This window comes from Candidatus Epulonipiscium viviparus (genome assembly GCF_000171335.1).
Classification (GTDB): Bacteria; Bacillota; Clostridia; order Lachnospirales; family Cellulosilyticaceae; genus Epulonipiscioides; species Epulonipiscioides viviparus.
This window is the reverse complement of record NZ_ABEQ01000038.3, coordinates 13,086-27,313: the sequence shown is the minus strand read 5'-3', so window position 1 is coordinate 27,313 and position 14,228 is coordinate 13,086. Positions and strand designations below refer to the sequence as shown.

12 protein-coding genes are annotated in these 14,228 nt (G+C 33.5%); 6 read left to right on the top strand and 6 right to left on the bottom strand.

Translation table 11 applies throughout. The annotated features are described in order from the left end of the window. Nucleotides 1-525: stalk domain-containing protein (locus EPU_RS06805; RefSeq protein ID WP_010167924.1), on the bottom strand; the 525-nt coding region annotated here is incomplete at its 3' end. Nucleotides 526-892: 367 nt separating this feature from the next. On the opposite strand from EPU_RS06805, the gene EPU_RS06800 reads away from it, so the two are divergent. Next, a complete protein-coding gene (locus EPU_RS06800) occupies nt 893-3,199 on the top strand; it encodes a hypothetical protein (RefSeq protein ID WP_029488166.1) in 2,307 nt (768 codons plus the stop codon). Between the two features lie 39 nt (nt 3,200-3,238). On the opposite strand, the gene EPU_RS06795 is transcribed toward EPU_RS06800, so the two are convergent. Further along, nucleotides 3,239-5,902 (bottom strand): glycosyltransferase, encoded by a 2,664-nt coding sequence (locus EPU_RS06795; RefSeq protein WP_010167921.1) that lies wholly within the window; start codon nt 5,900-5,902, stop codon nt 3,239-3,241. Between the two features lie 163 nt (nt 5,903-6,065). Here EPU_RS06795 and EPU_RS06790 point away from each other — a divergent pair, with 163 nt between their 5' ends. Both EPU_RS06790 and EPU_RS12740 read left to right on the top strand, forming a co-directional pair. Further along, the gene (locus EPU_RS06790; RefSeq protein WP_010167920.1) at nt 6,066-7,073 is read left to right on the top strand and encodes a lamin tail domain-containing protein; all 1,008 of its coding nucleotides are present in this window, start codon (nt 6,066-6,068) and stop codon (nt 7,071-7,073) included. A gap of 121 nt (nt 7,074-7,194) precedes the next feature. Next, a complete protein-coding gene (locus EPU_RS12740; RefSeq protein ID WP_010167919.1) occupies nt 7,195-8,004 on the top strand; it encodes a YARHG domain-containing protein in 810 nt (269 codons plus the stop codon). A gap of 74 nt (nt 8,005-8,078) precedes the next feature. Here EPU_RS12740 and EPU_RS06780 read toward each other — a convergent pair whose 3' ends face one another. The 3 genes from EPU_RS06780 to EPU_RS11820 are packed head-to-tail and all read right to left on the bottom strand — an operon-like array spanning nt 8,079 to nt 10,155. Continuing rightward, a complete protein-coding gene (locus EPU_RS06780; RefSeq protein WP_010167918.1) occupies nt 8,079-9,002 on the bottom strand; it encodes a YitT family protein in 924 nt (307 codons plus the stop codon). Nucleotides 9,003-9,062: 60 nt separating this feature from the next. Continuing rightward, nucleotides 9,063-9,635, bottom strand: a complete 573-nt coding sequence (locus EPU_RS06775; protein ID WP_010167917.1) for a uridine kinase family protein — start codon at nt 9,633-9,635, stop codon at nt 9,063-9,065. Continuing rightward, entirely contained in the window at nt 9,604-10,155 is a 552-nt protein-coding gene (locus EPU_RS11820) for an ECF transporter S component (protein ID WP_010167916.1), read from the bottom strand. The genes EPU_RS06775 and EPU_RS11820 overlap by 32 nt, the downstream gene beginning before the upstream one ends. A 146-nt stretch (nt 10,156-10,301) precedes the next feature. Here EPU_RS11820 and EPU_RS12735 point away from each other — a divergent pair, with 146 nt between their 5' ends. The 3 genes from EPU_RS12735 to EPU_RS12725 all read left to right on the top strand — a co-directional run bounded on the left by EPU_RS12735 (nt 10,302) and on the right by EPU_RS12725 (nt 13,222). Then, nucleotides 10,302-11,228 (top strand): leucine-rich repeat domain-containing protein, encoded by a 927-nt coding sequence (locus EPU_RS12735; protein WP_010167915.1) that lies wholly within the window; start codon nt 10,302-10,304, stop codon nt 11,226-11,228. 39 nt (nt 11,229-11,267) lie between these two features. Further along, nucleotides 11,268-12,203 carry a leucine-rich repeat domain-containing protein gene (locus EPU_RS12730; protein WP_010167914.1) on the top strand — a complete coding sequence of 312 codons (936 nt, stop codon included), beginning with the start codon at nt 11,268-11,270 and terminating at the stop codon, nt 12,201-12,203. A gap of 80 nt (nt 12,204-12,283) precedes the next feature. Further along, a complete protein-coding gene (locus EPU_RS12725; protein WP_010167913.1) occupies nt 12,284-13,222 on the top strand; it encodes a leucine-rich repeat domain-containing protein in 939 nt (312 codons plus the stop codon). Nucleotides 13,223-13,307: 85 nt separating this feature from the next. Here EPU_RS12725 and EPU_RS06750 read toward each other — a convergent pair whose 3' ends face one another. Continuing rightward, on the bottom strand, nt 13,308-14,006 hold the full coding sequence (locus EPU_RS06750) for an SDR family NAD(P)-dependent oxidoreductase (protein ID WP_010167912.1): 699 nt from the start codon (nt 14,004-14,006) through the stop codon (nt 13,308-13,310). Nucleotides 14,007-14,228: the final 222 nt, after the last annotated feature.

The following is a 14,228-nucleotide window of genomic DNA, read 5'->3' as shown; positions in this document are numbered from 1 at the left end:
ACTATTTACATATCCCGCAATATCTAAAGCTGCTGGCAAAAACGCCACTCCACTCAGCATAAAATATTTACCATTGAGTGGGTAGGTCGCTATATCTACTATCGATTTTCCTTCCCCATCTCCTGTAAAAATTAGCCCTGAAGTATGTTCTGCACCTGTGGGGTCTGTCACTGTTCCAACTATCGGATACACAGCTTCTCGCCCTGCAAATGAAGTTTTGGGAATGTCAGATAAATTTACTACCTCTCCAACATTTCCATCTACCAAATGTATTGTTTTTGTTGCATCATCCCATAAAATTCCCCTTCCAAATGCCGCTGCCATTGCTTCTATGGGTACATATGACATTCCATCTATAACAAATGGTTCAATTGTAGTTCCGTAAGCATCTTGCAAAATGAATTCTTCTCCATCTACGGTTAATTTTATATCATTATAAACCACATCCAATGACTTATATATCGGTGCGGCAATTGTACTTTGTACAGCTAATACCAACGCTATGCCCATTGCTATTTTTTTCATTATAGTCCTCCCCCAAACAAAATAAATATTCAGTTATATTTTATTTATAAAATATGTAATAATTATTAATTTCATCTTCAAATTATAATGGTTTTTCCTATTATTGTCAATTTCAAATTTCTATAGTATGTTATACTATAACTTTTTTATTTATTTTTACATCAAAAATATAACTAACTAATATCGTTTGGAAGAAATTACTTAAATTATTTTTATTTTTTTTGTTACAAATTTTAAAAAATAGTATATAATTAAGAAGCATTCAAAATACAAAAAAAATTATTCTTGATAGTACATCGTAAAAATATTTATTAACTATAAACTTAATTCACTTTTAAATTAAATTACTATAAGGAGTGGGGATAATATGAAATTAAATCAACGTTGTTTAGCAGCATTTTTAGCTGGATCTATCTTATCTAACAGTTTTTCGGTTTTTCCAAATACTGTTGATAATACCGAGACAACTGCTGTTGAAGAAATAGAAAGCGCTCAAACTACTGCATCTGAAACTGCACCTTCCGTTATTATAGCAGTTGAAAAATCTGAAGATCAAATTACTCAAGATACATTGCTTGTGGAAACCGATCCAGTTATCATCAAGCCAATGGATGCGAACACCGAATCCGGTGACTCTTCAATTATTTCTTTAGTAGAAAAAATCGAAGTAATCTTAGAAAATGTTCAAATTAATTTAGCAAATTCTGAAGGTTCTGAAGCTGCATCTGCTCAAACCGCTGTTACTCGCTATATTACCGATCTTTTAGAAGGCACTAACGTTAGCGCCATTATAGAAGGAACAAACTTTACGGCACCAACTCCTGGCACTTCCGAAAATCCAACCGGAACACATGGCACCTATGAGTTTGTTGTTGCCTTAATTGATGGCGAAATTACTGCGACTACTAATAAAATTACTGCAAACATCGATGCCGCACCTTACGTAGCCTCAGAAGTAGTCGATCCAACACCAGTTGTTTCAGTACCTATTCCAGAACCTGATAATACTGCCTTATTAGCTGTTGTTGATATTCTTGACAATGCTATTTTCACGCTCGACACTGCCGAGGCCTCCAATATAGAAGATGCCAAAGTTGCTATTTCTTCTGATGTTGCCTATATTCTTTCTGATACAGAAATGACAGCAGAAATTAAGGGGTATGGATTTGTTACTGCCATCGATGGTTCCGCAGCTGTTCCTCTAGGTACCGACGGATATTACAAATTTGTTATAAAAGTTACTGATGGCGAAAATACCGCATCTACTGATTTAATAACTTCCACTATTGATGCGCTCGATGTTACAATTCCAGAGCAATCCGAATTAGATGCATTCATCCAAACTATCGAAGCTACCAATTTTGCAAAATCTGATATCACAACTGCAACTGACGCAGGTCTCGCTGTTAAAGCTGAGCTCGAAAATATTTTAAAGGACACCAATATTCATGCCACTATCAAGGCTTTTGAATTTACTGCACCTGTTAACGGATCACCTACCAATCAGGCTGGCACAGATGGCGAATACAAATTTGCTATCGAGCTTGCAAATGGTCATGCAACAGCTAGTACTCAAGTCCAAACCTTGACACTTCATGCTAATGAATATGATGTTCCTGTTGTGCTTCAAAATCTTGTGATCAAAGGATTAACTCACAGCGATCTCGAATTTAACGATGATATGTACAATTACACTCTAAATATTGCTCAGGCAGACCAAGGCAAAAACTTTATCATCAATCCTATTGTCGAGGATGGTCTCACTGCRACTGTTTCTGTTCCTAATGCCATAAARGATCACGTTGGCATTACTCCTATTACTGCAGATACATTAATCGCCAATAACACCATTCTTATCAATGTTACAATTGGCGATAAAATTACCACTTACACCATAAATGTTGAAATCGCAGATAACAGCCTTCTTGCAGAACCAATATTAGAGGCACAAGAGTTAATTCTTGTTCCTACAGTAAGTATCGACGGATCTGATGTTGCCAGTGACGCAACCTGGGTTAGTTCTAATGCCCAATATGCATATAGCCTCGCAATCGAAAAGGCTAACGAACTATTATTAAATGAGAAACTTACTTCTTCTGAAATCGAAACTGCTGTTGCCAATTTAGCCGCTGCAACCGATACATTCAAAGCCGAAATTGCTGCTGGAACACAGTTTAGTGCTTTAGAAATTTTGAATATTAGCGTGGCAGGAAACGTAACCTATGACGCTGCAACCAATCAGATTAATGTGCTTGATACAGATACTGATGAATTCACCATCACTGTTGTTGCGAAAAATAGCGATGTTGCCCTTATCAGCTCTATATCAGATACTCTTTCTACAAACGGTATATTAACTTTTACTGTACCAACCAACATTGATAATTTCAATATAATGCTTGCTTCTGGCGATTTAACTAGCAAACCTATTTCCTTTACTGTTAATTCTGCCCCTATCGACAACAATACAGAAGAACCTGTATCTGTCGAGCCTGAAGAAGAACCAACCATTACTGATGCTCAATTACTTGCTGCTCTTGCTGCAATGGGTGTGAAATACAATGTAACATTAATCCCAGTTACAGAAGAAGAGGCACCCTTAGCAGGAGAAGACGCAGTTCAAGTCCCTGCTGATAAAATTACTATTATCGAAACTGAAACAATTTCACAATAATTTTGTACTCATTTCATAAATTTTCACATCATACGAAGTTTAATATAAGGCTTCCAAATCTTTGAGCAACTTTCCTATCGCTCCTTTGGTGTCAAAAGTACGTTCCGCGCGTGCTTTTGCCCTTTCTTTTTGTTTATCCATAAACTCCTTATCAGTTAAATATTTTCTGACAGTTTCTATATACGTTGCCTTAGTTATTGCAAAATCTGGACCTGCCATAACCGCCGCATCTCCCTTTTCCACTGCCACTACCGGTACTCCTTGATACATCGCCTCAACAGCAGATATCCCACCACCTTGCCTAAAAGGATTGAGATATAAATTACATATTTTACAAAATTCTGTCACACCTTCTTGCAAAAATCCTATATATTTAGTTTGCTTTTGTAGTAATTCGTCTTCTAAAATCCATTTTTCATAGTCATTAAATCCTCCTACAAATATTATTAAAATTTTATCATCCATAGCTAGTATTTCTTTTATAACTTTTGTATACTCTTTCGTAATTTCTGTATTTAATCGCCCTCCTATTATGCACATCACAAAAGCATCTTCACTGATTTCATACTCTTCTCTGGTAAAAACTCTATCTGAAACCGGCAATTTTGCTGTCATCGGAGAATAAATCGCTTTCTGCCCTTGTTCTTCCAAAAATTCTTTAATCGGGGCATCTTCTTCTGGTCTCGGTTCACGCGGAACAATTGTTATCCCACTACAAGTTACTCCAAATCCATTTCCACACTGGTAACTTGCCGACTTTGTAAAAATTTTGCACGCATCAGATATTAAAGAATTGTTACCTACATTAAACACCAGTTCCGGCCTCCAACTATATATATAATCAACTACATCTCGCAACGTTTGCTCAGAATATTGATCTACTAACGGGTGATATGCTATAATTTTTTCATCTTCTATCTCTATATAATACTTCTTCTTTTCCAAAATTAGATAATTAATAAAATTCGTAGTATATATATTACCCGCTTCTGCATATGAAGGCTCTCCTGTTACTATTAATATTACTTTTTTATTAAAATGTTTTTGCAAATTATAGCAATAATCCAGCGTCTGCTTCGTTGGTGCATGCGTGTTCATATTTAGTAGCTGCATACACGTCACAACAACCACTCCGGTTTTCTGTAAAATAGGCTCATATTTACTTGTATCAATGGTTGCCATAAATCGTTCAAATAGATTTTTATATACAAAATAGCTTACTTTATAGTCCGCAGCATCAAAAATTGCATTACAAAATCCATATACTCCAATTTGATACCTTAGATAATACGTATTCATAATTGTAAAATTAGGTTCTAGCAATAATTCAGTCATTTTTTGTAAATATTTTCCGTTTTTTTCATGTACAAATCTTAATGAATATATAATCATTTGTAAATCAGGAAATCCGTCTAAATATTTTTCGACATCTGCTATAAATATATCCGACGGCGCTACACTATAAAAATTTAACAATTCATTCACAGTAGTTCTAGTTTGATCAATTATAAAATTCAGATATACTTTTTCTTTTAATGTAATTATCTGCCACTCAAATCCCTGTTTTTCTAACACTCTATCCAATAATTTGACCCATTTGGTATCATAAACCCCCCATTGTACAAATTTCATTTTTTCTACTACTTCATTATAATACACTTTATTTAAAACTAGTTCATCTATCTTATTTGCTATTTCATCTATCGTTTTACAAATCAATTCCTCATATAAAACCTTTTCTAGGCTAGGAGATCTCTTAATTGCTTCCTCATTATTTTGAGCTACTGCTAAACATAGTGTTGGTACTGCTGCCATAATTGCAAATGTTGCTATTGTAAATCCCCAAGGTATTGCAGGAGATATAAACAAATCACAAGCTGGCAATATTGTAGTAGCTTGATCAATCTTTGTTATAATTTTGAATTGATTTTTATATTTTGTAATATTAATCATTTTTTCTGTCACTAAAATAAAATATATTTTTTCATTTTTTTCTGCAATATTATAACACATTTCTAAAAATTCATCTTTTACATAAATATTCAAATTGGGATTTACCATTATAATTACAAATGCATCTTCTGGCATATCCAATGTTTTTATCAGATTCACTCTACTTAATGGTTTTTTGGATTCATATTCTGGAATTTTAGTTTTTTTCAAAACCCATTTTTTATTTGATACATATTGTGGAAATAAATAATAATCTTCTACAAAAGGTAACGAGACGTCTATACCATTGATTATACTTTTTATATCCTTATTATTAATGCTTATATCCAAATCAACAATCTTTATTGTATTTATAATTGGCAATGATGACCTAATTTCTAAATCTAATTCAGATTTATCTCCTAAAATTATTATATTTTGTGGAGCAATAATGCTTACAATTTTATATATCATCGTTGTTTGCACATCTTTTTCATACTCTTCTAGTGTGGAATATGCTAACTGTATACGAAAAATAGGAAGCCTTTCAAATTGTGCTGCAAATATATCGGGCTCAGATTGCCCCTTTGATAAAATATAGACTTCAGTAATTGAATCAAATTTTCTATCTATTGCTAAAATCAAATTGGCTAACATATTATATCTCGTTGTTTTTATCGTATATTCTATCACACTTTTGTCATAGTCAAAAAATCCTTCAAAATTTTCAATTATTATAATTATTTTTGATTTATCTAATTTTAAATCCATAATATTCTCCTTTGCTATTATTTTATCTTTATATATTTTACTAAGCATACACTTTTTATTCGTTTTCAAGCTTCAAATCTTTTATATTTAATTCACATTTTTAGAATATTTTGTCCTTATTTTGCATAGATAATACTATTAAGGTAAAGGAGGAATTATTTGTATGAATTGGAAAATATTTTTTAGTTGTTTTAACAAAAAGAAAGATTCAACCCCTACACCGGCAATCTCACCGGTCACTACACCGCCTGCAGATGCTCCAGAAATTTTAGAAGAAAGTCCTTTTGCTGAAGAAGTTGCTGAGGAAATAGCTGCCGAAATCATTGAGGATATCGCTGAGGATATTGCTGAAGAAGTTGCTGAGGATATCGCTGAGGAGATAGCTGCCGAAATCGCTGAGGATATCGCTGAAGATATCGCTGAAGATATCGCTGAAGATATCGCTGAGGATATCGCTGAAGATATCGCTGAGGATATCGCTGAAGAGATCGCTGAGGATATCGCTGAAGATATCGCTGAGGATATCGCTGAAGAGATCGCTGAGGATATCGCTGAAGAGATCGCTGAGGATATCGCTGAAGAGATCGCTGAGGATATCGCTGAAGAGATCGCTGAGGATATCGCTGAAGATATTGCTGAGGATATTGCAGAAGATATTGCTGAAGATATCGCTGAGGATATCGCTGAGGATATTGCAGAAGATATCGTCGAAGAGATCGCTGAGGATATTGCAGAAGATATCGTTGAAGAGATCGCTGAAGAAGTTGCAGAAGATATCGTCGAAGAGATCGCTGAGGATATTGCAGAAGATATCGTTGAAGAGATCGCTGAAGAAGTTGCAGAAGATATCGTCGAAGAGATCGCTGAGGAGATCACAACCACTGTATCTATCATTGCTGTTGATAAAAACGTAGAATATGGTGAATACGTAGAAATTAAGAATACTAGTGATACAGAAATTAATCTTAAAGATTGGCAACTTTCATCAAATGGAGAATCTTACATATTCAAAGCAATTAACTTAATGCCTGGTGCTACAGTTAAAATCGGAGAATGTGCTAGAAATTTTGATGTAGACTATTATTGGGCTCACAGCCGAGCTGTTTGGACTGCATCCAATAACTCTATTCAATTATTAGATTTTAATGAAAAATTAATTGCTACTTTCTAATTTTTACAAAGGGACTACTTTCACACGGTTAGTCCTTTTGATTTTTATTATAAAAATTACGTCTATTGGACTAGTATAACCGATATAATATTATAAATCTATTTTAAATATGGAGGACTTTATGAAAAAATCGATTATTGCTGGCCTTCTTACTGCTATTATTGGAGTTACTCAATCTCAAGCCCTAGTATATTATGCTGAAAGTAATTATAATTACATGCTTCCTATCAGTAGTGCTCTTTATCTAGAAACAGCAGATATTGATCATCTTACATCAGCAGAAGCTCGAATTGCACGCAATGAAATATATGCCAAACATGGTAGTCTATTTTATGTGGATGATATGGATATTTATTTTAGAGGTAAAGCTTGGTATCAACCGCTACCACAAGGTATAAAATTAGATACCAATTTATTAAGTGATATCGAAAAAAAGAATATTCAGTTATTAGCTAGCTACGAACAATCTGGTGCTCAACCAATTACTCCGTCTAAGCCTGTTTATAAAGTTGTAGATACAGAGTTTACAAACAAGATCATTGGCTTTGATGTCGTTACTTTTATGGATACATCATTTGATAGTCTCGACAAAATGTTAGATTTTTTGGCTAAATATAAATTCGAATTAATTAAACAAGAGGATTTTAAACTAACCTTAGTAGATAATATCAAAACTGAATTAGTAGTTCAATTGGATTATGATGGAGATTTTGTTAGCGTTATTGACTTTAATGCTACTGTTATTAACTATGATGTCGATCTAAAAACAGCTAAAGAAAGACATTTAACTGAATATCAAACAGATAATCATTTTATATATGCTGATTTTGAAGATGGCACACATGTAAATTACTACTTTTCCTTCGATTCATTACAAAATCATAATCCTACCACATCATATGTAACAATTACTAAAAATAGATATAAATAACTTGATATTTTTACTCTTATTATTGAAACATTAAAAATTGCCCATGAATATACATGGGCAATTTACATTGGCAATTATTTATTATTTATTTGTGATAAAAATCCTTTACCATTACCTATTACTTGAGCAGTCTCTACAATAGTCATAAAAGCATGCTTATCATGAGACGAAACTATTTGTTTTAGCTTTGCCACTTCTCTCATATTTATCATAGTGTATATAATAACCTTTTTATTATGCGTATATCCACCAGTTGCATCAACCATCGTCGCACCTCTATGAAGTTCGTGCGTAATTGCTAAACAAATTTCTTCTGCATACTCTGGAGATACGATTATTGTTCCTGTACGTCTCGAATTTAAACCATCYACAATTAGATTTGTTGCTTGTGATGCGACAAACATACTAATTGCTGTCACAACTGCAAGATCTATACTAAAAAAGTATGCTGCAGCTGCCATAATTATCATATTAATCATGAATGAAACACTGCCCATACTGAAGGAAAACAGCTTATTGAATATTTTGGCAATGATATCTGTTCCTCCTGTTGATCCCCCTGTACGAAATATCATACCCATTCCTAACCCGTTGATCAAACCTCCCAATACAACAATCGTAAGCTCAGAATTAAGCGGAATACGAAAATCCTTCGTCAGCTCTATCCATCCTGCAAGCAACATAGTCCCCAATATACTAAATCCCAAAAACTTCTTTGGCAAAAATTTTAGAGCAATAAGAAAAATAGGCACGTTTAACACAATCGTTAGCATACTTAAATTCCATCCAAAAGCAAAGTGTAACATCAAGGAGATGCCACTTATTCCGCCATTAATTAGATAATTTGGAGCAAGCACCCCATTGACCGCTAGTGCCATTAGCATCGTACCCAAAATCAAAAAGAAAATCGTATCTTTATATTCGCATTTTTTTATAGCTATTATTGCCTTTTTAAAATTCATATCTTTTACTGTTTGTTTATATTCTGCAATTTTCATAGCATCCTCCATAAAAATTTATACTTATATGATATAAATCGGCAATATTGCTGCTTTTAATTAACTGTAAATATTGGCTTTTGTCTTAATTTTCATAGCATCAAAATATTTTTTTTCAAACGGTATCCATTTATTTTTAAATGTTTGTGCATCAAGAGGCCCATTTCTATTTATTATACGCAACATCTGAGTATTACTATCAATTTCTAAAAATATTTTTAAGTCATATATATCGTCATATAAATCATGCAAGCTATAAGTTCCCTCTATAATTAATATTTCTCCTACTGCTGCCACAACCGGTTCTAACAATGACATCGTCTCACAGCTAAATGGTTTATACGTAATCGAACTAGCTCCAGCTCTCAGCAACGTAACAACTTCTTTTATAAATCGTTCATAATCAATATTTCCACCCGGTTCTTCCAGTCTTTGTGGTGTTCGCTGATACGATTGCAGAAAGAAATCGTCCATTCTAATTATATCGCAATGATACGCTTCTCTCAAAGCATTTGCTAGACTGGTTTTTCCAGCTCCACAATTTCCATCGATTGCTATTATTATTTTTGATTTTGTCTGCAACAAAAAATCTATTTCTTTTTTAATGTTCTGTAACTGTTCGTTTGTTTGCATTGATAAACTCTACTTTCTCTAAAATCATTATTAACGGCGGAATTGCCACAATTTGCAATATAATTCCTGGAATCCCACTAAAAAATACCGAAGTTATAAATATATTAAAGCTATATGGAGTACTTGATAATCCAGAAATTATAACCATTACGGCACCATAAACTAGTCTTCCTACTATCATAGAAATAATAAGTGAAATGTAAATGTTTATAGTCTTCTTAGGCAAAATTTGATACACATAACCTGCTATCAATCCATATACACACATTTCAAAAGCCATCGAGACAGCCACAGGATATATTGGAGGCATCGCAAATATAATTGAACGCATTACTGGCAATATTGCCCCGACCACCGCGGCATAAATTGGTCCACATACAAATCCACATATCAATACCGGAATATGTAACGGCAATAACATACTTCCTATTTCTTGAATCTGTCCCGTTAAAAACGGTAACACAAATCCAAGCGCCAGTAACATTGCACTTATTACTAAATTTTTAATATTATTTTTCACTTCTACATCTCCTCTTTTCCTCTTTAATTATAAGCTTTTATCATTATATCACAAAAAAAATCATTTTTCCAAATCTTTACATTTTACTTTAAAGCTACTATAATATAGTAGTAATATGATACAAGCATTAAGAAAGGAGATTTAAAATGATTACAGAAGCCGTAAATACGTTACGTACAATTTATACTAGAGATAGTGGGGCATTCAGCAATAAAGCTCAATTAACTATCTCTACCGAAAAATTACTTAACCCAGATAATATCTACCTCCCGATAGTTTTACAAGCTATAGATATGAACGTCGCCACTCTTGTTGCGAGCAATGTAAAATCTTCCACAGATACTGATGCAATCAAAACTATTAGCCAAAAATTATCTCTCACCTGGCGAGAAGAATTAGCAGATCAAATTGTAAATATATTTGTACAAGCAAAATTTGGTTCTACAACAGAACTCAACGCTCAAAAACCTTTAGTTGTATCTGAAGAAAACCCTAGTCTGCCGCCTCTTATACCTGACGAAAAAGTCCCTGCGCCTCAATTAAACGAAATAATATATGATAAGCGAATATTTACAATAGAAAATCAAGTTTTGATAAAATTTTCCAATAAACAAACTAGAGCAACCATTCCAAAAGGTGTTACGGCTATTGCCGAAAAAGCTTTCTTTAACTGTCATAACCTTACATCAGTGACTATTCCTGTGGGAGTAGTTAGTATAGGCAAATTTGCATTTGCTGAATGCAGTTCTTTAACAGAAATTATAATTCCAGAAGGTGTCACACTCATAGATGACTGCGCTTTTGCTTGGTGTAGTGGCTTAAAATCTGTCATAATTGAAAAAAATGGTAAAAGCATTGGTAAGTCTACATTTATGGAATGTATAAATTTAACTTCTGTCACCATACACGAAGGTGTTACGCACATAAATCAAGGTGTATTCACTTGGTGTGATAAACTAAAAAATATTTTTGTTCCATCTACATTAAAAACAATCGGAGAATCCGAAGTTAATGTAGAATCAGGTGTTATTACAGAAGGTGACATTTGGAACTTATTAACTCAAAATCTTTAAAACTATAATTAGTTTCTCAGATGAAGGGAGAAGATTTATATGGCAAACGAAACATTAAGCGTATTACATCATATTTATAATCAAAGCGAATATACAAATTTAGAGGTAGTCAATAAAATAGTACATGATTCACTGCATAATGAGGATCGTGATATTATATTGCAAGCTGTTCGATTGAAAGTTACTACACGAGTTGCCGATCAGGTATCTTCTCCATATGATACTGCCGCCATTAATGCAATTGTAAAATCGTTGGCAATAACGTGGAGATTAGAATTAGCTGAAAGAATTGTCAGCCTATTTGTACAAGCCAAATTTCTTGATAGTTATGATCAAGATTCTTTCACCATTGAAGGAAATGTTTTATTAAAATTTACAGGACAACAAACACATGTGGATATTCCACACGGTACTATTTCTATTAGTGATAGTGCTTTTGCTTGGTGTAAAAATCTCGAATCTATTACTATGCCACTTTCTTTAACCAGCATCGGTAACTGGACATTTGCTGATTGCGGCATAAAATCATTGATCATTCCAAAGGGTGTCACAACCATTGGTGACTGGGCATTTGTTTCCTGTCATAACTTGCAATCTATAACAATTCCAGACGGAGTCACAACCATTGGTCAGTTGGCTTTTGCCTGGTGTGAGTCACTAACGTCTATAAAAATACCAGAAGGCGTTATCAGTATTGGTGAGAAAACATTTGAAAGATGTACTTCTTTATCTTCTATAACTATCCCAACAACTGTTTCAACAATTGGCGATTTGGCTTTTGCCTGGTGCAGTAGCCTAGAAAATATCGTAATTCCAGAAGGAGTCACATCGATTGGCACGGCCGCTTTTGCTAATTGCTATAACTTAACTAGCATTACAATTCCATCTACACTAAAAACTGTCGCCAACAAAGTTGTCTTAGCAAAATCTGGAGTTATAAGAAGCGGCAGAATATGGGAGTTATTAACAGAATAGAATGATCTAAAATATTTTTATTAGCATATACTACTATTGTAAGCGCTAATCTCAATATATCACCAGAAAGGAGCTTTTTTATGACTCGTGAAACACTTGAAACTTTACGTAAAATCTATCTTGAACACGGAGAAATAACTTTTAGAGATCCAGAACAATTATCAAAATTAGTACAAGAAACTTTGCACAACGAAGATCGTGAAATAATATTACGAGCAATTGAGAGAGATATCGCAACTCTTGTTATCGATATGGTTAAATCTATCATCGATATTGAATCAATTACTCTTATTAGAGATAAATTAGCCATAACTTGGAGAGTAGACCTCGCCGAAACAGTGGTTAGAGCTTTTGTTCAAGCAAAATTTGACCTTTTTGATCCTATTGAATCTATTCCAAAAAATGAATCTAGTCCACCACAGGTTATTAACTACGACAAAAATATTTTCAAAATTCAGAATAATGTACTTTTAAAATTTACTGGTCCACAATCACATGTTGTTATTCCAGATGGCGTCACCGCTATTGCCGATAAAGCTTTTTATAAATGCAAACATGTTAAATCTATAACGATTCCACCTGGAGTAACTAGCATCGGTGATTCTGCCTTTGATGGTTGTAATTTCTTAAATTCTGTGACTATTTCAGATGAAGTTGTCAGCATTGGCAATATGGCCTTTAATAAATGTAAATCTCTAACAACAATATCGCTACCAAAAAATATAAAGCATATTGGTAGATCGGCATTTGCTGAAAGCGGATTGATATTTATTGATATTCCAAAAACTGTCACTCATCTTGATCATTTAACGTTTTTTAAGTGTAAAAATTTAACCTCTGCCACAATTTCAGAGGGAGTACGTGTTATAGGTCATAACGTATTTTCTAAATGCAATAACTTAACACAAATCAGCATTCCTTCCACTCTCGAAAATATTGCAACTCGCAATGTTACTTCAAAAGCCGAAGATATTCGTAGTGGGCATATCTGGAAGCTATTAACCAAAACAAAATGGTAATACAAGGTCGGGCATTATTTATACTTATTATCGATAAGTACGCTGATGCCTGACAAAACTTTTTTTAAACAGGAATTCGATCGTCTCAATAAATCATCTTCTTTGTCATTCCCCCATCTACAATAATATTGGCTCCATTGATAAAATCATTCTCTTCTTCAGCAAGAAATAAGCAAACGTTAGAAATATCGCGAGGTTTACCCACTCTATTTGAAGGATGCATCTTGTGATCGTCAAAATCTAATTCATCGTAATTTGCTGTACAAATCCAACCCGGGCTAATTGCATTGACAGTAATTGGAGTGCCTGTCAAAGAGATACAYAGGCTGTTAGTTAAAGAAATTAACCCACCTTTGCTCATTCCATATAATTCGCAGTTAGCTTCATTTTGGTGAAATCTGGTAGATGAAATATTAATAATTCGACCATAACTTTCGCCCTTATTAAGATTAATAAACTCTTTGCAACAAAGGTACGCACCTCGAAGATTAGTATCTAGGATCAAATCAAATTCGGCCGCATCTGAATCTACAAGCGCTTTTTTATGGCTAGCTATCGCAGCATCATTGATTAAAATATGAGCCGTTTGAAACTGTTCTTTTATCGCTTTAAATGCATTTGCCACACTAACCGCATCTGAAATATCTGTATGAATATAWGTTACTTCCTTATTAGCACAATCTTTTATATCCAAAACAATAACTCTGTATCCCTTTTYTATAAATTGCGTTGCCATATCAAATCCTATTCCACTCGAACCACCTGTTATAATACAATTCTTCATATCGAAAGCTCCTTTATATTTTTTAGCAAAATTTTATCATATACCTTTGATAGATACTAGGCTGAATTCTACTTTTGAAATTAAATCTAGAAAAGTCTTTTATTTTTTTTAAAAATTGGCAATACTGTAGCAAAGCAAAATTTTTCACATATAGTAGTTATAACACCATCAAGACAAAACCACAAATAATAATTGACTATCCTAAAATTGGAAAATGTGTTA

What these genes read in the sequence shown, in the direction of transcription:
- EPU_RS12730 (WP_010167914.1), top strand. Translation starts at nt 11,268, where the DNA reads ATGGCAAACGAAACATTAAGCGTATTACATCATATTTATAATCAAAGC.
- EPU_RS12735 (WP_010167915.1), top strand. Translation starts at nt 10,302, where the DNA reads ATGATTACAGAAGCCGTAAATACGTTACGTACAATTTATACTAGAGAT.
- EPU_RS12725 (WP_010167913.1), top strand. Translation starts at nt 12,284, where the DNA reads ATGACTCGTGAAACACTTGAAACTTTACGTAAAATCTATCTTGAACAC.
- EPU_RS12740 (WP_010167919.1), top strand. Translation starts at nt 7,195, where the DNA reads ATGAAAAAATCGATTATTGCTGGCCTTCTTACTGCTATTATTGGAGTT.
- EPU_RS06775 (WP_010167917.1), bottom strand. Translation starts at nt 9,635, where the DNA reads ATGCAAACAAACGAACAGTTACAGAACATTAAAAAAGAAATAGATTTT.
- EPU_RS06790 (WP_010167920.1), top strand. Translation starts at nt 6,066, where the DNA reads ATGAATTGGAAAATATTTTTTAGTTGTTTTAACAAAAAGAAAGATTCA.
- EPU_RS06795 (WP_010167921.1), bottom strand. Translation starts at nt 5,902, where the DNA reads ATGGATTTAAAATTAGATAAATCAAAAATAATTATAATAATTGAAAAT.